General features: G+C 61.3%; 22 protein-coding genes and 1 tRNA gene. 9 read left to right on the top strand and 14 right to left on the bottom strand.

The features are described from left to right. Window positions 1-242: 242 nt before the first annotated feature. The 5 genes from NLK60_RS00700 to NLK60_RS00720 all read left to right on the top strand — a co-directional run bounded on the left by NLK60_RS00700 (window position 243) and on the right by NLK60_RS00720 (window position 3,273). Window positions 243-710 carry a 30S ribosomal protein S15 gene (locus NLK60_RS00700; RefSeq protein ID WP_254808986.1) on the top strand — a complete coding sequence of 156 codons (468 nt, stop codon included), beginning with the start codon at window positions 243-245 and terminating at the stop codon, window positions 708-710. Next, window positions 711-1,958: an exonuclease gene (locus NLK60_RS00705; protein ID WP_254808987.1), complete on the top strand. Its 1,248-nt coding sequence runs from the start codon at window positions 711-713 to the stop codon at window positions 1,956-1,958. Beyond that, entirely contained in the window at window positions 1,955-2,353 is a 399-nt protein-coding gene (locus NLK60_RS00710) for a KEOPS complex subunit Pcc1 (RefSeq protein ID WP_254808988.1), read from the top strand. Before NLK60_RS00705 ends, NLK60_RS00710 begins: the two co-directional genes overlap by 4 nt. Next, on the top strand, window positions 2,346-2,987 hold the full coding sequence (locus tag NLK60_RS00715; protein ID WP_254808989.1) for a 30S ribosomal protein S3ae: 642 nt from the start codon (window positions 2,346-2,348) through the stop codon (window positions 2,985-2,987). The genes NLK60_RS00710 and NLK60_RS00715 overlap by 8 nt, the downstream gene beginning before the upstream one ends. A gap of 214 nt (window positions 2,988-3,201) precedes the next feature. After that, window positions 3,202-3,273, top strand: a tRNA-Ala gene (locus NLK60_RS00720). A 157-nt stretch (window positions 3,274-3,430) separates the two neighbouring features. Here the strand turns inward: NLK60_RS00720 and NLK60_RS00725 are convergent. From NLK60_RS00725 to NLK60_RS00750, 6 genes are all read right to left on the bottom strand, one after another. Further along, window positions 3,431-3,835: a helix-turn-helix transcriptional regulator gene (locus NLK60_RS00725; RefSeq protein WP_254808990.1), complete on the bottom strand. Its 405-nt coding sequence runs from the start codon at window positions 3,833-3,835 to the stop codon at window positions 3,431-3,433. A gap of 133 nt (window positions 3,836-3,968) precedes the next feature. Then, complete coding sequence (locus NLK60_RS00730) at window positions 3,969-4,199, bottom strand: SelT/SelW/SelH family protein (protein ID WP_254808991.1); 231 nt, start codon at window positions 4,197-4,199, stop codon at window positions 3,969-3,971. A gap of 7 nt (window positions 4,200-4,206) precedes the next feature. After that, on the bottom strand, window positions 4,207-5,037 hold the full coding sequence (surE, locus tag NLK60_RS00735) for a 5'/3'-nucleotidase SurE (protein WP_254808992.1): 831 nt from the start codon (window positions 5,035-5,037) through the stop codon (window positions 4,207-4,209). Between the two features lie 90 nt (window positions 5,038-5,127). Next, window positions 5,128-6,693, bottom strand: coding sequence for a DUF8157 domain-containing protein (locus NLK60_RS00740; RefSeq protein ID WP_254808993.1), 1,566 nt, complete (start codon window positions 6,691-6,693; stop codon window positions 5,128-5,130). After that, complete coding sequence (locus NLK60_RS00745; protein ID WP_254808994.1) at window positions 6,690-7,514, bottom strand: Gfo/Idh/MocA family oxidoreductase; 825 nt, start codon at window positions 7,512-7,514, stop codon at window positions 6,690-6,692. The genes NLK60_RS00740 and NLK60_RS00745 overlap by 4 nt, the downstream gene beginning before the upstream one ends. 101 nt (window positions 7,515-7,615) lie before the next feature. Then, window positions 7,616-8,815 (bottom strand): M24 family metallopeptidase, encoded by a 1,200-nt coding sequence (locus NLK60_RS00750; protein WP_254808995.1) that lies wholly within the window; start codon window positions 8,813-8,815, stop codon window positions 7,616-7,618. A gap of 121 nt (window positions 8,816-8,936) precedes the next feature. On the opposite strand from NLK60_RS00750, the gene NLK60_RS00755 reads away from it, so the two are divergent. Next, window positions 8,937-10,040, top strand: coding sequence for an SPFH domain-containing protein (locus tag NLK60_RS00755; RefSeq protein ID WP_254808996.1), 1,104 nt, complete (start codon window positions 8,937-8,939; stop codon window positions 10,038-10,040). Between the two features lie 32 nt (window positions 10,041-10,072). Here NLK60_RS00755 and pdhA read toward each other — a convergent pair whose 3' ends face one another. After that, entirely contained in the window at window positions 10,073-11,146 is a 1,074-nt protein-coding gene (gene pdhA / locus NLK60_RS00760; protein WP_425499058.1) for a pyruvate dehydrogenase (acetyl-transferring) E1 component subunit alpha, read from the bottom strand. 214 nt (window positions 11,147-11,360) lie between these two features. On the opposite strand from pdhA, the gene NLK60_RS00765 reads away from it, so the two are divergent. From NLK60_RS00765 to NLK60_RS00775, 3 genes are all read left to right on the top strand, one after another. Beyond that, complete coding sequence (locus NLK60_RS00765; RefSeq protein WP_254808998.1) at window positions 11,361-12,683, top strand: M28 family peptidase; 1,323 nt, start codon at window positions 11,361-11,363, stop codon at window positions 12,681-12,683. An 83-nt stretch (window positions 12,684-12,766) separates the two neighbouring features. Next, on the top strand, window positions 12,767-13,654 hold the full coding sequence (locus NLK60_RS00770; protein WP_254808999.1) for an NAD(+)/NADH kinase: 888 nt from the start codon (window positions 12,767-12,769) through the stop codon (window positions 13,652-13,654). A gap of 86 nt (window positions 13,655-13,740) precedes the next feature. Continuing rightward, window positions 13,741-14,193 (top strand): DUF7313 family protein, encoded by a 453-nt coding sequence (locus NLK60_RS00775; protein WP_254809000.1) that lies wholly within the window; start codon window positions 13,741-13,743, stop codon window positions 14,191-14,193. A gap of 466 nt (window positions 14,194-14,659) precedes the next feature. On the opposite strand, the gene NLK60_RS00780 is transcribed toward NLK60_RS00775, so the two are convergent. The 7 genes from NLK60_RS00780 to NLK60_RS00810 all read right to left on the bottom strand — a co-directional run bounded on the left by NLK60_RS00780 (window position 14,660) and on the right by NLK60_RS00810 (window position 18,894). After that, window positions 14,660-14,920 (bottom strand): DUF7314 family protein, encoded by a 261-nt coding sequence (locus tag NLK60_RS00780; protein ID WP_254809001.1) that lies wholly within the window; start codon window positions 14,918-14,920, stop codon window positions 14,660-14,662. Further along, window positions 14,913-15,242: a DUF7315 family membrane protein gene (locus tag NLK60_RS00785; RefSeq protein WP_254809002.1), complete on the bottom strand. Its 330-nt coding sequence runs from the start codon at window positions 15,240-15,242 to the stop codon at window positions 14,913-14,915. The genes NLK60_RS00780 and NLK60_RS00785 overlap by 8 nt, the downstream gene beginning before the upstream one ends. 144 nt (window positions 15,243-15,386) lie before the next feature. Beyond that, the gene (locus NLK60_RS00790; protein WP_254809003.1) at window positions 15,387-16,148 is read right to left on the bottom strand and encodes a cytochrome b family protein; all 762 of its coding nucleotides are present in this window, start codon (window positions 16,146-16,148) and stop codon (window positions 15,387-15,389) included. Window positions 16,149-16,152: 4 nt separating this feature from the next. Further along, the gene (locus tag NLK60_RS00795; protein WP_254809004.1) at window positions 16,153-16,947 is read right to left on the bottom strand and encodes a cytochrome b; all 795 of its coding nucleotides are present in this window, start codon (window positions 16,945-16,947) and stop codon (window positions 16,153-16,155) included. After that, on the bottom strand, window positions 16,947-17,819 hold the full coding sequence (locus NLK60_RS00800) for a Rieske 2Fe-2S domain-containing protein (RefSeq protein ID WP_254809005.1): 873 nt from the start codon (window positions 17,817-17,819) through the stop codon (window positions 16,947-16,949). Before NLK60_RS00800 ends, NLK60_RS00795 begins: the two co-directional genes overlap by 1 nt. A 2-nt stretch (window positions 17,820-17,821) precedes the next feature. Further along, entirely contained in the window at window positions 17,822-18,226 is a 405-nt protein-coding gene (locus NLK60_RS00805; protein ID WP_254809006.1) for a DUF7318 family protein, read from the bottom strand. 2 nt (window positions 18,227-18,228) lie between these two features. After that, a complete protein-coding gene (locus tag NLK60_RS00810) occupies window positions 18,229-18,894 on the bottom strand; it encodes a plastocyanin/azurin family copper-binding protein (RefSeq protein WP_254809007.1) in 666 nt (221 codons plus the stop codon). Window positions 18,895-18,940: the final 46 nt, after the last annotated feature.

Below are 18,940 nucleotides of genomic sequence, written 5' to 3' on the forward strand. Positions count from 1 at the left end.
CGGTTCACACACCGACCCCACTCGACCAGCCTTTTTCGCTGTCAATCGACCGGGATGAGCACAGCTGGCGTGCTCGCTCGAGGTCGGAACGCTTTTAGCGCTTACGAGGTAGTGGCTAGTGGGAAGCGCACGGCCGCAAATCTGACTGTGTCATCGTTCGATGGCTTGGGATTGCGGAAGTGCAACCCGGTATAGCCGGGTATGCGATTGTCCGCGGTCAGTGCGATTCCTATCCTCAATACATGGCACGAATGCACACCCGCCGCCGCGGATCGTCCGGTTCGGACAAACCGGCGGCAGACGAACCCCCGGAGTGGAGCGACGTCGACACAGACAAAATCGAGTCACGAGTCGTCGAACTGGCAGAACAGGGCTACGACCCGAGCCAGATCGGCCTCAAACTTCGTGACGAAGGCGTCACCGGTACGCCAGTCCCTGACATCAAACTGGCCACTGGCAAGAAAGTGACCGAGATTCTCGAGGAACACGACGCGAAAGCCGATGTTCCCGAGGACCTCCGAAACCTGATGGAGCGAGCGATTCGACTCCGCCGACACGCCGAGCGTCACCCACAGGACTTCCAGAACAAGCGGTCGCTGCAGAACACGGAGTCGAAAGTCCGTCGCCTCGTCACCTACTATCGCGGTGACGAGATCGACCCCGACTTCACCTACTCCTACGACGCCGCCGTTGACCTCCTGGAGGAATAGATGGCAACGGAGCGTCGCGCCACGGACAGTCACGCCGCCGCCTCGGTACTCGAGAGTGCCGACTTCGTCCGCATCGTCACGCGGGCGGACGGCGATGGACTGGCCGCGGCCGGCCTCCTTGCACGCGAACTATCACGTCGAGAGACGCCATTCCAGGTTACCGTTGGGACGACAGTTGCCGACCGCACGGCACGCGTACAGGGCGGTACCGCTACGGACGACCAGTCAGTCACGGTCGCTATCGGTGCGCTCGAGTCGACTGGAGACGCGGGATCCGGTCCCGCTTCGGACGCTCGCGCCGGCGCCCGAACGATCTCACTCGAGCGAACGGACCGCCCGGCAACCCTCGAGACCGCCGAACTGCTCGGCGATCTCGGCAGCGAACCGGACCTGCAACTCACCCTTGCAGGAACGACTGCTGCCGGTATCGAACCGGGTGCCGGTGGAACCGAGTGGCTGCTCGAGCGCGCGCTCGAAGAAGACGTTCTCGAACGCCGACCCGGTGTTGCAGTACCGACGACCGATCCGATCGACGGCCTCGCCCATTCGACGGCGTGTCTGGCACCGTGGTCCGGCGATCTCGACGCGACGGAAGCGGCACTCGAGAGCGTTCCGACCGCGCTCGAGCACCCGGCCGAACTCTCGGTCGACGACCACCGGGCAATCGGCTCGCTGGTCGCGCTGGACGCCGTCGGTCACGACGGAGCCGTCGACGCCGCTGGAACTGCCATCGGCCGATTCCTCCGACCATACGCACTACCCGACGGACCGTTCGCGACCCTCGGTGGGTTTGCGGAGGTCCTCGAGGCCACTGCGCAGGTCGAACCGGGAACGGGCATTGCCCTCGCGATGGGACACACCACTCGAGAACCGGCGCTGGAAACCTGGCGTGCGTGTGGCCAGCAGGTCCACGACGCCATCGATTCGGCGACGACCAGCCGCTACGGCGGCCTGTTCGCTCTCGATTGTGCGGACCACGCCAGCACCGAGCGAGGCCTACCGCTTCGCTCGATTGCGCGAGTCGTCGCTGCCTACCGATCGCCCGAGCAGGCGGTTCTCGCCGTCGGTCCCGACAGCGCGGCCCTCGCCGTCCGCGAGTCGCAACCGCTCGAGGGAAGGATCGACGCGATTGCAACTCACCTCGGGGCTGGAGCCCAGTACGACCTCGGTCGACAGTGGTGTTCGCTCCGATTCGACGCGCAGACAGATACCGAACGCGTTATCGACACCGTGAGGGACCAGCTATGACACCGCCACTTCGCCGTGCGACAATCCGGACTGCGTTCCCCGACGCGGAGTCCGCATCGGTCGTCGCCGCGGCGTTGTCCCCCGATAACACCGAGGAGATGTCGACGCGTGTCGAGCCCTCGAGTACGGGAGACGACAGTGATGCGGCCGTCGTCACCACCATCGAACGCGAAACCACCGGTGGCCTGCAGGCGACCGTCGACGACTACGTCGTCAACCTCGACGTGGCACACACCGTTGCACAGCACGGACGAACGACAGCGAGACCGGGCGTGTCGAACTCGGCTGCGGCCGAAAAGGACACGCTCGAGTCAGCCCCGGATTCGTCGTCGAACGAGGTGTCTCGTTCGACCTCGACATCCGACAGCAGATCAGATACACAACACTATGAGTGAACGATCAGTTTCACGCGCGAAACAGGAAAAGCGGTGGTACACCGTCTTCGCCCCGGAGCAGTTCGACCGGGAAGAACTCGGCGAGACCCCCGCTGACGAACCGGAACAGGTCTACGACCGAACCATCGAAACGACGCTTGGCGAACTGACGAACAACGCCAGCGAGAACAACACGAAACTCACCTTCCAGGTGAACGATGTCGGCAGCGACGCCGCCTACACGGAGTTCAAAGAACACTCGCTCTCGCGAGATTACCTCCGCTCGCTGGTCCGTCGCGGTGCCTCGAAAATCGAGGCCTACGTCACCGTCCTGACAACGGACGACTACCGCGTCCAGATTCAGCCGGTTGCCTTCACGACCAAGAAAGCCGACGCCAGCCAGGAGAAAGCCATCCGCAAGCAGATGGTCGAAATGGTCGAGGACGCCGCCGCCGAACGAACCTTCGAAGAAGTCATCGACGGCATCGTCGAAGGCCGACTCTCCTCGGCAATCTACGGCGAGTGCAAGACGATTTACCCGCTCCGCCGCGTCGAGATCCAGAAGACTACCCTCGAGGCCCACCCCGAGGAAGTCGCCGAAGAGGAAGCGACGTCCGTCAGTGTCGACGAAGACGACGTCGCCGTCGACAACTAAACCAACCCGTATTTTCGAACGGAGCGTCCGATTTTTGGTTGCCAAACTCGAGTGACAGCTCGGTTTTGTCTCGAGGACTCAGTGCTCGAGTGCTGCATGAGTCCGTCGGTTTGGGCGCTCACTCGAGACGGCACAGTCATGCGATGTCCTAGCGCCCGTGCACCAAATTCGAGGGGTTTATCTATGCCCACCGGAAAGCAATGGATGCGTAAGCGGGCTCGTAGATCAGTGGTAGATCACTCCCTTGGCATGGGAGAGGCCCCGGGTTCAAATCCCGGCGAGTCCACTTTCTTCTCTCGCTTCGCTTGAGCCAGTCCTCGCCTATTCGTTGGATCTAAACCGCACTCGAAGCACCTCACACCGGCAGAAGACGACTATCGCCTCCAGATTACAGGCATCACTACCCAAACATCGACCAAACAGTCTGACACCCGCCCGCAAAACTACTCGTTGAGATGGCCCCGGTACCCTTTCGGCTCGAAGCCTCGTCGACAGATCACGTGTTTGCGGCCGACGGTAATCGCACTGACCTGGTTGTCGTCTTCCATCTCGGAAACGACGCTCGAGAGATGCTCTTCCGTCCAGCCGGTTTCCTCGAGAATCGTCGTTTCGTCGACGCGGCCGCCCCGTTTGACCAGTAGCCGGAGAATCTGGTCTTCGTCGGAAATCTCGCGCTCGTCGACGCCGTACTCGACCTGGTCGGCGTAACTGAGGGTTTCGTCTTCGCGACTCGAACGGGACCCGTCAGCGTGCCCGGTTGGCGCGCGCGATTCTCCAGCGTGCTCGTCTTCGGCGGTGTCCGTTCCCCAGAGGGATGAGAGGCGGTCTCGGAGTGAATTGAATACCATGTTGTGATCACCAACCACGGTCGCTACCGGGAATAGGAGGTGCTCCTACCTTGTTCTTATGCTCGCAGGGTTATATGTGTCTGGCGTCGATTCCCCGGTTACGAAACGGGTCAGCAGTGGTGACTGTCCTGGGCTACAGTTGCTTTCGAACACGGCGAACGATGTCGTCGACATCGAACTCGTCGTCGGCGATGTCGAACACGGGCTGACCGTCGACGCGAACGGCGAAGACACCGTGATCGCCAACGGTGAGCGTAGCCGACTCGAGTTCCGTCCCGAACTGTCTGAGGACGGCTTCCTGGACGGCAACTGCTCGCTTGAGGTAGCCACAGGGATGGCAGTATTCGATATGGAGTGTCGTCATGCCAGGATCAGTCCTCGGGCTGAATCAGCCGGGCGTTCGCCTCGTCACTCGAGCCGAAGTCGTCGATGAGGTCCGAGAGGACGTCGGTGTCGACGACGTTCTGTGGGGCATTCAGGGGCGAAACGCTGACGCGCCCTTCGGCGACTGCGCGGCGGTCGGTCCCGTCGGGGTCGGGAAGCGTTTTGGGGTCCATCTCCTTCCAGAGGTTGTCGTGGAGGACGATGGACTGGCCGTCACGGCTGGCATCCATCGCGTACCGGCTGGAAGGCCGGGTGAACTCGAGTGGGGCGATCTCGATCGAATCGTTCGCAAAGGGGGCGTTGACGTTCAGGTAGGCGGCGCGGTCGAAGAGATCACTCCTGAGAGCGCGATCGACGAGGTATTTCGTCGCGTCTATTGCGTGGGCGTAGTCCTCAGGGGTCGTCTGGACTTCGTGGAACGGAGTGTCGTCCACGGGGACGTACATCGATGTCGCGATGGCGGGAATCTCGTGAAACGCGGCCTCGACGGCGGCGCTAACGGTGCCAGAGCGGCCGAGAACGTACTCACCGAGGTTGGCACCTTTGTTACAACCGGAGACGACGATATCCGGGCAGTCGCTGGGACAGAGTTCGGAGAGGCCGGCGACGACACAGTCGGCGGGGGTCCCGTGGACGGCGTAGCCGAGTTCGTGTTCGGTGACGTCGACTTCGTATGAGAGTGCCCGGCCGATAGCGCTCTGGTCGGTGGCCGGGGCGACGACGGTGACGTTGCCCAGCTCCGACAGCCCCTGGTACAGGGCGCGAATGCCGGGGCTGTCGATCCCGTCGTCGTTCGTGAGGAGGATCTCGAGGCTCATAGTACGTTCTTGGGCGGCGTCTCGAAAAGGCCACCGCTTTTCTCCGTCGTTTGCCACGACCGTGGGGCGGAGTCACGATGGAACCCCTTACTATCCAACTCGGTCGACGACGGTTTCCTCGTCGACGACGAGATTGTACGCGCCCTCGTCGTCGTTCCAGAGGACGAGAACGTTTTCGAAGGCCAGTAACTCGCCGTAGTCAGCCTCGAGCAAGCCGCGATTGAGCGAGGTTTCTCGAGTGAGGACGGCGTAGTGGTCGACCGACTCGCTGCCGTCGCTGATCTTGAACAGCGGATTGGGGGTCCTTCCTCGCGGACCCGCGTCGCCGTCTTCGGCCAGCGAGTGGCTGAGTTTGGCTGCTGTCAGGTCGATCCGGTTCGTGACGTGACGGCCCATGTCGGCCATCTTCGCTCGAGCGGAGCCTTCGAGGGTCCCCTGGTGACGGCGTTGGCCGTCGAGCCGGAATATGGTGTGTGAAAACTGGACGTCGACGTTGATGAACTCGTCCGTCCGAGCCGTGTTGGTGTCCTGGTCGTCTCCCATACCTCCGGCGTCGCTATCAGTCTCGTCGACGTCGGTCGACGTTCCTGCGCCGTCTTGCAGTCGCCGCTGGAAAGGGGGTACCTCGAGGTCCGGTTTGACGTCGAAACTCCAGCCGCGGTCGCTCGGCGACTCGCCGGGCCAGAGTCTGACAGTCGGCCCGTAGACGGTGACAGGGCGGGTGCCATTATCGTGGCTTTCGCCGCCGAAAACCGGCTTAATCTGGTCCCCTTCGACCGTACGCTCGAGTTCTCGTAACTCGATGCTGGCGTTTTTGTCGGCCGGAGCCATCGCGAGGAGGCTGCCGTCCGGCTCGAGCCATCCGAGGGCGCGACGAAGCGTCCGTTCTGGGTTCTCGAGTTCGCTAAGGACGTTACAGACGAGGATCAGGTCGAATCCTCGCTCGTCGATAGGTGGCTCGAACGATTCGATGGGCTCTTGGTGTATCGTCGGATGGACGTTTCGTCCAGTTTCTTCGAGGAACCCTTCGAGGATGTCTGCTCCAGCGCCGGGTTCGACGGCGTGGTACTCGAGCAATCCGTCTGCGGGGAGCACGTCACAGAGGCCGAGCGCGGGGCCGCCGGTTCCGGCACCGATATCGAGGACGCGAAGCTGTCTGTCGAGCAGTCCCCGCTCGAGCAGGTCGTCGAGGGCGTACTGTATTGCAGCGTAGTATCCGGGAAGGTGATACAGCGCGTAGCCGGCAGCGACGTCGTCGTCGTAGGTGACCGCCTGACGCTCGAGATACTGGGCCTTGAATCGTCGAATCGTCGATCGGAGCAGGTCACCGGACGGCCCCTCGTGCCAGTTGACGCCGTAGCGTTCGACGAGCAGGTTCTCGAGTCGGTTACTGTATCGGTCCGGTAATCGCTCGACGGCTTTCCGGTCGCCTATCCCTGGTGAGCGCGGCGGTATGGGCTTCTCGCTCGCTGGGACAAAGGTCCCGTCATCGCGTTCGATCAGCCCCAGATCGAGGGCTTCCTCGCGCAGCAGTTGGCGGACCACAGCAGGGTGTGGCTCCCCCTCGATGTAGGTGCAGATTTCTTCGGGGTCGATGGGGCGCACGTTGTGCAAGTATTTCGCGTTCGAGCGAACCGCTTCGCGCTGGCTAGTCACTCCTGATCACCTCGAGCGTCCGCGTTCGAGTCCCCTGGCGACGTGGATGGGGCGGCTTCGTCCGCTTTCGCCCATTTGCGTGCTGCTCGTTCGTGGAGTGCTTCGAACCCTTTCGAGTCCGCTTCGGCAATCGCCTGTGCGGCCTCGGCGACGTCGTGGGCTCCCTCGAACGTATGCTGAATGTCGGCGTACACGCGCGGCGTCCCGCCAGTGACGTACTCGACGAGCGTCCGTAACTCGTCGTAAATCGGCGTTTCGAACCCCTCCGGGACCGGGTCGGCTGCGAGAGCAAACGCGAGGACAGCGGCGTGAGCAGCGGACTGTACCGATTCCATCGCCCGGTCGTGTTCGTCGGCCGTCGTCTCGACGAGTCGGTTTCCGGCGTCCTCGAGGCCCGCTAGCAGCGAATCGCTGTATGGGCCGGAGGCTGCACAGACGACGGCAATCGAACCGGGTGCGCGCTCGGGGGCAAACAGCGGGTGCAGACTGACTCGTTCAGCGTCCGGCGCGACCGTCACCATTGCCTCGAGCGGGCCTTCCATGACGCCGGCGACGTCGACGAGTGCGTGCTCGGCGCGGTCGCCATACGCCCTGATCGTGTCCCCGGCGTACTCGAGTGGGACGGCGATACAGACGAGGTCGTATCGGGCGTCAGAGTCCGGCGACTCGACGTCAGCTCCCTCGATAGACGCTGCGGCGCGTTCGGCCTGTGATCGGTCGACGTCGACGAACGTCACCGACGCCTCGAGCGATTTCGCGTCGGCTATCGTCTTCCCAAACCACGTCCCCATCGCGCCAGCGCCGACGATCAGAACCTCCATTGGAAGGTAGTATCGCGGCCGCTTGCAAAAACCGTTCGATGGTCCGCCCTCGAGATCCGGTCGGCGACGTAAAAAGCACGAACCAGGGAGACCGAAGACGGTTACTCGTCTTCGACGCGAGCGCTCGGCTCGAGGGCGATCGGATAGTCGGTCAGATTGTCGTAGCCGTCTTCGGTGACGACCACCAGGTCCTCGATTCGAACGCCGCCAACGGGGGGGTCGTAGAGGCCGGGTTCGATGGTAATGACGTGTCCGGCCTCGAGTTCCTCGCCGACTGGTGACACGCTCGGCGCTTCGTGGACGTCCAGTCCGATACCGTGGCCGGTACTGTGGATGAACCCGGTATCCGTCGTGGGGTCACTCCGGAGGGTCGCGTAGCCGGCGTCTTCGTACACGTCACAGACGGCGTCGTGGACCGCCTTTCCGGTTACCCCGGCTTCGACGGCGTCGAGGGCGGCTTCGAACGCCTCGTACGTGCACTCGTATCGACGAACCATTTCGTCACTTGGCTCCCCACGGCAGAACGTCCGGGTCATATCGCCGTTGTACTTCGTTTCTTTATCCTGTGGGAAGATGTCGATAACGATCAGTTCGTTCGCCTCGAGCGGGCCGCTGCCACGGTCGTGCGGATCCGCGCCGTGTTCGCCACAGGCGACGATGGTTTCGTCGAGCGAACAGCCGTGTCTGAGCAGTGTGATCTCGATCTCCTGGGTGACGCGCTCGCTGGTCAGTGGCTCGCCCCCGTAGACGAGCGTGCCATCGGCGTCGATTTCGGCGGTTGCGATCATGGTCTCCGCGACGGCCATCGCCTGCTGATTCGCCTGCTGGGCCCGGTGAATGTGTTCGACCTCTTCGTCGTGTTTGACCGCGCGAATGTCGCTGACGATCCCCTCGCTTTCGACCGTCACGTCGAGGCCGTGTTCGCGCAACCCGTCTGCGGTGCCCGCCGGAAAATTTCGCGGGACGGCGATCGATTCGACGCCGTGGTCGGCGAGGAATCGGCTCGTGACGCGGAGGCCACCCTCGTACCGGCCGTGTTCGGCTGCCAGCGCCTGTGCGTCGTAGTCGGCAGTTCGGGTCACGGTGTCCGCGCCCGCTTCTTTGACCGCACGGCCATACTCGAGGCCCGAGACGAGGAGATGGACCGCGCCGTCAGGCGTCACGAGTGTCTGGTAGGCATCCGGTGCCGAAAACCGCGAAACGTATCGCTGGTCGGCGTCGCTCGAATCGTCGTCGATAAGATAGCCATCCAGATCGTGCTCCGCGAGGTAGTCGGCCAGTGGTGATAGATCGATGTCCATGCCAGCAACTGGGTGAGGGGACCTAATAATCGTCAGGAAAGCGGAACGGTGACTCGCGGTGTGGCCACCTGACATTACGGAGGGCCAAGTGTTATTCGCGCAGGCCCCCTCTAGCTATCCAATGAACAGCCTCCTGCAATCACCCTTGCAAGTTTTCGACGTGGCACTCGCCGTCGGCCTTCTCGTCGTGATCGTCGCCGGCGTCACCGTCTGGCAGATGGTGACGTTCATCGACGCCTATGACAGGGGTGCGCTCACCGTCTTCGGAGAGTACCGAAAGCTGCTCGAACCGGGACTGAACATCGTCCCGCCGTTCGTTTCGCGGGTCCACCGGTTCGATATGCGTACCCAGACGCTCGACGTCCCTCGACAGGAAGCGATTACGCGCGACAACTCGCCGGTGACCGCCGACGCCGTCGTCTACATCAGGGTCATGGACGCCAAACGCGCGTTTCTCGAGGTCGATAACTACCGGAACGCCGTCTCGAACCTCGCCCAGACGACCCTCCGTGCCGTCCTGGGTGACATGGAACTCGACGATACGCTCAGCCGACGCGAGCAGATCAATGCCCGAATTCGGGCGGAACTCGACGAACCAACCGACGAGTGGGGAATTCGAATTGAAGCCGTCGAGGTACGAGAGGTTACACCGTCTCGTGAGGTGAAAGCTGCGATGGAGCAACAGACCTCCGCCGAGCGAAAACGCCGTGCCATGATTCTCGAGGCACAGGGTGAACGCCGCAGTGCCGTCGAGCGGGCGGAGGGTGACAAACAATCGAACATCATCCGCGCGCAGGGTGAAAAACAGAGCCAGATCCTGGAGGCCCAGGGCGACTCCATCTCGACGGTTCTGCGCGCCCGCGCGGCAGAATCGATGGGTGAGCGAGCCATCATCGATCAGGGCATGCAGACGCTATCCGAGATTGGTCAGAGTGAATCGACCACGTTCGTCCTGCCACAGGAGCTGTCCTCGATGATCGGGCGCTACGGCAAACACCTCTCGGGGAGCGACGTGAGAGAGGGTGTCGACCCACTCGAGAGCCTCGAGTTCGACGACGAAACGCGCACGCTGCTCGGAATGGACGACATCAGCGAGATCCTCGGCGAAATCGACGAGGAAGCGAAAGTCGACCTCGAGGCGATGGAACAACAGGCAAAAGCGATTCAGCAGGGGAACGAGATTTCGGTGAACGTCGAACCCGACGAGTCCCAGACGAATGAGTAGGTAATATCCTCGGTCGACGTTTGGGAGGGGACTCAGTGGTTCCCGTGAGGATTTTTCGGTAACTGCTCTCGCTGTCTGCGATGTCGTGGATGCTCGTTCGCGTAGACGTGATCGAACATCGACTCGGGTTCGGGATCGGTTTCGGTTTCGGCCGTCTGGACGGCAGCCTGCACCCGCTCGCGAGCGCGATCGCGGACGGCTTGCTCGTCCTCGTCGGTCCAGCCGACCGTCGACTCGAGGTAGGCTCGGGTTCGCTCGAGTGGGTCTTCCCAGTCGTCACCCTCGTCCTCGTCGCGGTAGACCGAGGGGTCGTCGGTCGTCGTGTGTGGGCCACGCCGGTACGTGACGGCTTCGATCAGCGTCGCACCACCGCCATTGCGTGCACGTTCGAGTGCCTCCTGGACCACATCGTAAACGGCGATGACGTCGTTGCCGTCGACGCGCACGCCCTCGATGCCGTAGGCGTTCGCCTTCTGGGCGATAGTGGCACTCGCTGTCTGGCGTTCTCGGGGCACCGAGATGGCGTAGCCATTGTTCTGACAGAAGAACACGGTGGGTGCGTTGAAGACGCCCGCGAAGTTCAACGCTTCGTGGAAGTCGCCTTCGGAGGTTGCACCGTCCCCCAATGACGCCATCGCGACGACGTCGTCGCCTTTGTAATTTGCTGCCATGCCGATGCCGACGGCGTGTGGCAGCTGGGTGGCGATGGGAATCGTGATGGGGAACGTCCGCAAGTCGTCTCCGTCCTGTCTGTCGACGTAGTTGCCACGGCCCATCAGATGACGGATTACCTCGGCCAGCGGCAAGCCACGCGTCAGGTACATTGCGTGGTCGCGGTAGGTCGGGAAGCAGTAGTCGTCGTCTCGAAGCGCCATCGCGGCCCCGATCTGGGCGGCTTCCTGCCCTTGCATCGGTGCGTAGGTCCCAATCCGACCTTGTCGGTGAAGTGAGATTGCCTTCTCGTCGAATATCCGGGCGAGTACCTGTGTCTCGTACAACTCGAGGAGTGTCTCCTCCGAGCACACTGATGGACTTTCGTCCCGGGTAGTCGCAGTCTCCGGCAGCACCCGCACGAGGTCTTCGGCTTGACTTGCCATATTGGTCACCAACGGTCTATCGAGGAAAACGGCACCACGCCTAATAAATGATGGCCTTTGGAAGTTTTTGGTGACGCTTTCAAATCGCCTTTAAGGAGGTTGTGAGGAATTATCAGTAACTACAGCTCGTTGTCGGCAAATATTGACGATCCCTCGAAACACCTACCGGTTCGACCGACCGCTTCCCCAACAGTTAGGCTGCCCCGACGGCCTACCCTTCCCTATGGCAGACTGGATTGGGACACTTTTCACCAGTGACCGCGGCTGGAACCACCTCGAGACGCTCGTCGATATCGGGAACCGGATGGCTGGCTCACCCGGCGAACGGGAGGCCGCCGAGCGAACACGTGACGCCCTCGAGGCGGCCGGTGCACGGAACGCGCGCCTCGAGGAGTTTGACATTCAGGGCTGGGAACGAGGGAGTAGTGCCGTCGAAGCCGATGGACTGGAACTCGACAGTATTGCACTCCCCCGCAGTCCCGCTGACTCGGTAACTGCACCGCTGGTCGACCTCGGGTACGGTCTGCCGGAGCAGTTCGAAGGCGCCGACCTCGAGGGCGCGGTCGTCATGGTCCGAAGCGACATTCCGAGTTACTACGATCGATACGTCCACCGGCGAGAAAAGTACTACCACGCGGTGGAAAACGGGGCTGTAGGTTTCGTCTACCGCAATCACGTCGAAGGCTGTCTCCCGCCGACGGGTAGCGTCGGGACGCCGGAGAACCCGATCGGCGAGATTCCAGCCGTCGGCGTCTCGAAGGAAGTCGGGTCGGCACTTGCTCGTCGCTTCGAGGACGAACCCGTCTGTATCAGCGTGGAGGCAACTATCGAACCGGCCCAGAGCCAGAACGTTCACGCCGAACTCGGCCCAGAGACCGACGAACGCGTTCTCGTCACCAGCCACGTCGACGCACACGACATCGCCGAAGGGGCAATGGACAACGGTGCGGGCACCGCGATGGTCGTCGAACTTGCGGGCGCACTCGCCGAACGTGAAGCCGACCTCGAGACGCGAGTCGAGTTCGTCGCCTACGGCGCAGAGGAAGTCGGACTCGTGGGCTCAGACTACCACGCCGACACCGCTTCCCACGACGAAATCAAGGCCATCGTCAACAACGACGGCGTCGTCAGGGGTCGGACACTCGAGATGACGACCCACGGCTTCGACGCCCTCGAAGAAGCCGCCGAGGACACTGCCGACCGGTTCGGCCACCCGATCGAAACCATCCCCCGACTCGGCCCCCACAGCGACCACTGGCCGTTCGTCCAGTGGGGTGTCCCTGGCTACCACGTGATGAGTACGTCCGACGAAGTCGGCCGCGGCTGGGGTCACACGTTCGCCGACACGCTCGACAAACTCGAGAAACGCGACCTGCTCGAGCAGGCTATCTTGCTGACCGACCTGACGGTTTCTCTCGCCCGTCAGTCGGTTTCCATCCCACACAAATCGGCAGCCGAGATCATCGACATGCTCGAGTCCCAGGATCTCGCCGAAGGAATGCGAATTACCGGCGACTGGCCGTACGATACATCGAACGACCAGTGAAGCGACCTGCCGGCCTGAGCAAACGCTGACGACGCAGTCGGTGGACCCACACGTTTTTCATCGCTTCACGGGAAGGACACGGTATGGAAAGCACCGGGTGGGAACTACCGGAGTCACCGGTAATCGGTATCGTTCACGAAGCCAGCGAGACGGGGTTACACCCCCCTACAGCGAAATCGCCTGCCACCCAGTGGACCGAGTTCCCAGCGTCCGAGGAGTTGTCAGCGTCGGAAGAGTTGCCAGCGTCCGATCTCGAGGCACACCCGGAACTTTCGCGACTAGTTACCGCATTCGAATCGTCCACCGATTCCGTGCGATTTGTCGCCGATACGCCCGAACGCGTCCTTGCTCGGAACCCAGACCTCGTCGCTGCGTTCGGTAACCGCGCTGTGACTGCTCTCGCTCGAGCGACCGACTCACCACCGGCCATCCTCCCCATCGCAACCACGCCCGGTCTCGCACCGAGTTCGACCGATGACCTGGAGGCCTCGGTCGAGGCGTTGTCTGCCAGCCAGTGTCGGCTCGTGGGACAGCCGGTGATGGCCGTCTCCTCAGCATCGTCGACCGCTCGAGCGGTCTTCGACGTCACGCTCGTCGCTGACGAGCCGGCACACATTTCGGAGTACAGCGTTCACGTCGGTGACCGCTCAGTTGGCCAGTTCCGGGCCGATGGCGTCGTCGCCGCGACACCCGCAGGCAGTCACGGGTATGCAGCCGCCGCATCCGGTCCGACGCTCGTCCGTGGGACGGATGCCCTGGCAGTCGTTCCAATCGCTCCCTTTGCCGTTCGAACCCGACACTGGGTAGTCCCGAACGACGCGCTCACCCTGACCGTCGAGCGGGACGATGACGTGGTCCTCTGTGTGGATGAACGACCACTCGAGACGATCGGACCTGATTCACCGGTTTCCATCCGTCTCGATCCCGACTGTGGTCTGCGAACCCTCGAAACCCCTGAAAACACCGGATAGTCCGTATGAACGCTCCCATTCTCCGATGGACACCCCGACAGGCGACATTGGAAAAATTCTAATGCTCGAACCTCTGTGATACACATATGCTTTCACCAGCGCTGCTCGGACCGATCGACGTCCTCGGCGAAACCGTCGTCGCAGGCGTCACGATCATCGAGTTCGTTTTGCTCGCACTCGTCGTGGTCAACCTGATCGTGCGCGCCGTCGCACACCGCTCGTACGTCGCCGCCGCCAAAGACGGAGCCGAAACCCTCTCGCGAAACGTTGCTCTCGACGTCACGAACGTCTTGATCGTCCTCGGTGGCTTCTACTACATCACCGTCCACGTTCACGGTGGCGTCGTCTTCACTACGCTCGCGCTCGGACTGCTGTTGACCGACTTCTTCGAGTTCGAGTCCCGAATGGTCGAACTCCGCCAGGAGATGCCACTCGAGCGGCCGAAAGCCGCACTCGTCGCCTCGACGTTCGTCTTCCTCTACATCGCCTACCAGTCGCTGTTCTTCCTGATCCAGCCGCTCTGGGACTCCGTCGTCTGAAGGGGTCTCGAGCGCTCCGGTGTCGTACATCTGATAAAATTCGCCCGCTCAATCCAGCATCTTGCTGGTATTGCACCCGTCGTGGAACCCGGCGTTCACGCCGGGCGAGAATGTCACTGAGCCCGACTGCGTCGAAGTCGACCGGCAATATTCGATTTCTCTGTCCTCGACAAAGCCCGCTCTTTTCGACCTCGCTTACCGAAGCAGTGAGTCTCGAACCACGTGACCTCGGAGGTGGCACCACTACGTACCAGATGCGTCGATTACGGTCAGCCATTGCACCGCGCTAAGACAGAGCGCAAGTGTGGTTGTCGCGCCTTCCCTACATCTCGCTCTCTCGAGTCGTTCCAGCATGGGCAGTGGGAAAAACGCGGCCGTTGTTTGAGAGAACGTTGTCCGACTGTGCGGGCGCGTGCCAACTCTGTGGGTGGTTCGTGACGACAGGAAACCGGTGGAATCAGCCGGTCTATCGGCTCGCGTAGTAGCTACGCGTCCGACGTCCCGCCGGGATGAGGACCCAGAACGTCAGCGCACCAAGCAGTGCGAAGTACAGTGCCGCGTCTTTGACGACCAGTGCCATAGCCGTATACGTTCCCGGATCTTCGGGATTCGGTGCGACGAGCTGGGTGCTGTAAAACGACTCCGTGTTGTACCAACCCGCAAACGTCATCCACACCAACAGCCCTGCGGTGAAGATGGCGAACCCCTTCATGAATTCGTCAGCCATTATCTGAACCTTTGTCGGCGTCGTCTTTAGCGTTTCCCATTCCTTCGCTTTGAAACCGTGTCGAGAAGGCGTACGTTGCGGCCCCGCCTGCAATCAGGACGACACCCAGTAGCGCCAGTCCAATGCTGACGTCCGACGCCGCTGCTTGCGTTCTGTCGGTCGCCACGTCGAGCAGAATAAACCCGCCGAGCACGCCGACGACTGCGAGTAACGTCGAAAACACTGTTATCGTCTTGTACAGCCGCATCGGGACAATTATCTCTCGCTTCCCCGAGGCAGTCACTCGAGGCCCATCACTCTCTGTCGTCTCTGAGTCGCTCATAGTTAGTGCTTGGGGATGGAACGAAATGAGTTCTGTGTCTGATCGCTCTGTACACCGTCCTCCTCGAGTGAGACTTCGAACGATGCTTCGACAACTCGAGTCAGGCGACGGGACGAAAAGGAATAGCTCAAACCGGGGTCTGAATTACTGTGGCGGCCGCAACCGATAGTACCGCTTGTTCAGGTCGTACATGTAGCCTTCTCGCATCGTTTTCAGGACGGCGTAGGTAATTGCCGCCGACACGATGGGTAACAGGAACGCCAGATCGAACGTGATGGCGACCTCCCACGGGAACATGTCCTGGATCGGGAGGATGCTCATGGTGAACGCGAAGACGACACCACCGACACCGACCGCGGCCCAGAAGGGCTCTTCGACGGGACGGCGTGCGCTCCCTTTGTTCAGGAAGGGCACGATTGCGATGGCTCCAACGGCGACTACGTTAGCGAGGACGCCGTACAGCTCGTCGGACATGATCTTCTCGCCACCAGCGATGGCCAACTCTGGGTTGAGCGGATCGAGGTGGAGCAGCCCGAACGACCAGTACAGATACCAGTCCGGCAGGATCACTGACGGGGTCTCGGCCGGGTTGGCCGGGTCGCCAAGGTGGGGTGGTAACATCGCCGCCAGGAAGAGCAACATCCCGGTGAAGAAACTCGCCAGTGCGATGTTTCGAATCGTCTCGTGGGGCCAGGTCGGGAAGCCAAGTACGTCACGTTCGACGTAACTGGATTCCTGTCGAAGATCCTGGTCTTCACGGCGTGCGCGCTCGAAATATTCGTAGGTGAGCCTCGAGAGGCCCGTCGTCCGTTCTTTGCGCTCACGCCAGGTCGGCACTTCGTCATCCGGGGCCACGATGCCCGGACCGCTTCCATCCGTTCGTGGTTCGTTGTTTGAATCGCTCATGGTACTAGTGTGGTTCCGCAATTCCTTGCATCCAGACGATGCCGATGTGTAAGGCTATCAGCCCTGTCACGACAAATGGCAGGACGAACACGTGCAGGATGTACATCCGCTGGAGCGTCGGTTGTCCGAGGCTGAAGCCACCGAACAACAGCTGTGCTGTCCACTCACCAACGATGGGGACGGCCAGCGACATCTCGACACCGATCTGCCCGGCCCAGAAAGCCAGCTGGTTCCACGGGAGCAGGTAGCCGGTGTATCCGAACACCATCGTCAGGCTGAGCAGGATGATGCCGATCAGCCAGTTGAGTTCGCGTGGCTCTTTGTACGACCCGGTGAAGTACACACGGAGCATGTGCAAGAACACCGCTGCCGTCATCACCTGTGCAGACCAGCGATGGATACTTCGGAGCATGAATCCGAAGTTGAGGTCTTTCATGATCGCGACGATGGTCTGGTAGGCTTCCGGTGTCTCGCCAGCTGTGGATGGCGCGTAATAGAACCCCAGCAATGCACCACTTACGGCGGCGACGATGTACGCGATTACCGAGAACGAACCCAGAGCGTACAACGGATACCAGTACCAGAACTTGTTGTCGAGATTGTACTGTTCGGTGTGGCTCTTTGGCATCTGGAGGTTGATTTTGTAGTACATGTCCTCCAGTAACTCGAGGTAGTCGACGATTCGTAGTCGACGGTCGAGCCAGATCAGCGTCATCAGATACGTCTTTTCGATGACGGAGAGGTCCTTCGTGGCGAGCCACGCGCCGTGGTCGTGTTCGTCTTTTCGCTCGAGACTCATTAGTTACCCTCCGGTCGTGGGAGCGACACGAACTGGTCTTCGGTTGGATTAAACGGTTCGTATACCGAGTTGTGGCAGTTACAGTAGATTTTGTTGTCTGCCCCGAAGTCGGGTGCGCCGCCGAGATTTCTGTATCCTGGGACACAACAGAAGTGTGTACACTTGTTCACGTACGCGATGTACCGGCCACCATCGTCATCCTCGGGACAGGACGCTTCGATCCAGTTCTGTGTGCGTTCGTCCATCCCGTCCAGATCGAGTTGATCGGTCTTGATGACCAGGATCGGAACGGTCTGTTCCGGCGGAACGTTCTGTGACCGCCAGGTGCCAGTGGCGGGCTTTCCCTGTCCAGGGTCGCCGATAGCAGTATCGAACTCGTCGTAATCTTCGAAGTGCTCGGTCAGCATCGCCTCGCCCTGGCTAACGTCGTCCATCCAGTCGTAGCCACCTGCGTCGTATCGGAACAGCGCGTCTTCACCGTCTGCATCCGGGACGACGCCATCGAACGTCTGGAGGCCACAGTACTGGTACCATTCGGTGGTGTACTCGACACCGCCGATTTCGGACGCCGAGCGGACGTACTCCGAACCGTCAGCTAGCGTTTCACTTTCCGGCTCGGGCCAAACACCGAGGAGTTCACCGTCGTCGTTGATCTCCATCGGAATCTGTGGAAGGCCACGGGGGGCCGGCCCGAGCGTTCTGTTCGCCCCGAAATAGTTCATAATCCCACCACCGCCGCCGGTGGGGTTGGTTGCACTCGAGACGGTCACGGCGCCCGTCGCCAGCACGCCCGAAAGGACAGAGCCGCCGACGACGCCTTTCACGAACCGTCGTCGATCTGATTCGACCGGGTATTTATCATCGTTAGCCATGGTTATCGTTTGTAGTATGGGTAGATTGCTCGTTTCACGGTATCCCACGCGCCAGCGCTATCGACGAGCGTGGTCCCCTCGACGTCCTCTTCGTTGATGTAGAGGTCCTCCCATTTGCGTCGTCGCTTTTTGACGATCATGACGTCGGGGAGAAACTCCTTCCGATACAACAGCAAGATGAATCCGAGGTTGATGAAAATCGCCGAGAGGAGGAATCCGAGCAGGATGTTTCCGTCACCGCCGTCGAGACCAGCGATCGCCCAGTTCGCTGCAAGTCCGTACACGAACAGTGAGACGAACACGATCTGGACGAACGTCAACAGGACGATTGCAATCGCTGCTGCGGTACTCTCACGCGGGGGCTCGTATCGGTGGATATCGCCGTACGTGGATCCTGACGATGACATGATTATTTCCTCCCTGGACTACTGGTGTGTGCCGATTCGCCGTATTTCAACAGGTAGAACGTAAAGACGAACGAGACGAAAATCGCGAGGAACGAAGCGATACCGACGAAGTGTTTCTGGATCGGAATCCCGAGTTCGTCGATGTCGACATCGGCGACTGCGGCTGCTTCGTCGGCATCGGTGGTCACTTCGATCGAACCGACCATCCCGACACCAACGTGGGGGTCACAGACGTAGTCGTACGTGCCTTCTTCGGTGAACGTGTACTCGTAGTCGCCGTCGGCTTTGAGGTCCGGGTGTCCTTCCCAGTCAGCGCCTTCGGGCTGCTCACTCGGGTTGATGTTGTGGTCGGCTACGCCGACCCACTCCCAGACGACCGTCGTTCCGGGTTCGATGGTCAGTTCGTCGGGCTCGAAGTAGTTGTCCCCGACCTCGACGAACTCGGTGCCACCACCGGTGGCGGCTGCGCCGTTCCCGTTGGTTTCTTCGTCGCCGTTTTCGCCATCGGCGCCGTTTTCGCCCTCGGCTCCGTTTTCGGCGTCATCACCGTTTGCTTCGGTGCCGTCACCGTTCTCATCTTCTTGCGCCGCGACGGGTGTCGCAGCAGTCGCGGCTACGGCACCCCCGGTCACACCGCTTGCCGCTACCATAAACTCCCGCCTCTTCATACGTGATGTTCTCAGGAACGGGTTTGCTTAAACCCACCGATGAGCG

The sequence above is a fragment of the Natronosalvus amylolyticus genome, from assembly GCF_024298845.1.
Classification (GTDB): Archaea; Halobacteriota; Halobacteria; order Halobacteriales; family Natrialbaceae; genus Natronosalvus; species Natronosalvus amylolyticus.

Excerpts from the sequence above, each read along its gene's own strand:
- NLK60_RS00700 (WP_254808986.1), top strand. The coding sequence starts at position 243 with ATGGCACGAATGCACACCCGCCGCCGCGGATCGTCCGGTTCGGACAAA.
- NLK60_RS00705 (WP_254808987.1), top strand. The coding sequence starts at position 711 with ATGGCAACGGAGCGTCGCGCCACGGACAGTCACGCCGCCGCCTCGGTA.
- NLK60_RS00710 (WP_254808988.1), top strand. The coding sequence starts at position 1,955 with ATGACACCGCCACTTCGCCGTGCGACAATCCGGACTGCGTTCCCCGAC.
- NLK60_RS00715 (WP_254808989.1), top strand. The coding sequence starts at position 2,346 with ATGAGTGAACGATCAGTTTCACGCGCGAAACAGGAAAAGCGGTGGTAC.
- NLK60_RS00725 (WP_254808990.1), bottom strand. The coding sequence starts at position 3,835 with ATGGTATTCAATTCACTCCGAGACCGCCTCTCATCCCTCTGGGGAACG.
- NLK60_RS00730 (WP_254808991.1), bottom strand. The coding sequence starts at position 4,199 with ATGACGACACTCCATATCGAATACTGCCATCCCTGTGGCTACCTCAAG.
- surE (WP_254808992.1), bottom strand. The coding sequence starts at position 5,037 with ATGAGCCTCGAGATCCTCCTCACGAACGACGACGGGATCGACAGCCCC.
- NLK60_RS00745 (WP_254808994.1), bottom strand. The coding sequence starts at position 7,514 with ATGGAGGTTCTGATCGTCGGCGCTGGCGCGATGGGGACGTGGTTTGGG.
- NLK60_RS00750 (WP_254808995.1), bottom strand. The coding sequence starts at position 8,815 with ATGGACATCGATCTATCACCACTGGCCGACTACCTCGCGGAGCACGAT.
- NLK60_RS00755 (WP_254808996.1), top strand. The coding sequence starts at position 8,937 with ATGAACAGCCTCCTGCAATCACCCTTGCAAGTTTTCGACGTGGCACTC.
- NLK60_RS00765 (WP_254808998.1), top strand. The coding sequence starts at position 11,361 with ATGGCAGACTGGATTGGGACACTTTTCACCAGTGACCGCGGCTGGAAC.
- NLK60_RS00770 (WP_254808999.1), top strand. The coding sequence starts at position 12,767 with ATGGAAAGCACCGGGTGGGAACTACCGGAGTCACCGGTAATCGGTATC.
- NLK60_RS00775 (WP_254809000.1), top strand. The coding sequence starts at position 13,741 with ATGCTTTCACCAGCGCTGCTCGGACCGATCGACGTCCTCGGCGAAACC.
- NLK60_RS00780 (WP_254809001.1), bottom strand. The coding sequence starts at position 14,920 with ATGGCTGACGAATTCATGAAGGGGTTCGCCATCTTCACCGCAGGGCTG.
- NLK60_RS00785 (WP_254809002.1), bottom strand. The coding sequence starts at position 15,242 with ATGAGCGACTCAGAGACGACAGAGAGTGATGGGCCTCGAGTGACTGCC.
- NLK60_RS00790 (WP_254809003.1), bottom strand. The coding sequence starts at position 16,148 with ATGAGCGATTCAAACAACGAACCACGAACGGATGGAAGCGGTCCGGGC.
- NLK60_RS00795 (WP_254809004.1), bottom strand. The coding sequence starts at position 16,947 with ATGAGTCTCGAGCGAAAAGACGAACACGACCACGGCGCGTGGCTCGCC.
- NLK60_RS00800 (WP_254809005.1), bottom strand. The coding sequence starts at position 17,819 with ATGGCTAACGATGATAAATACCCGGTCGAATCAGATCGACGACGGTTC.
- NLK60_RS00805 (WP_254809006.1), bottom strand. The coding sequence starts at position 18,226 with ATGTCATCGTCAGGATCCACGTACGGCGATATCCACCGATACGAGCCC.
- NLK60_RS00810 (WP_254809007.1), bottom strand. The coding sequence starts at position 18,894 with ATGAAGAGGCGGGAGTTTATGGTAGCGGCAAGCGGTGTGACCGGGGGT.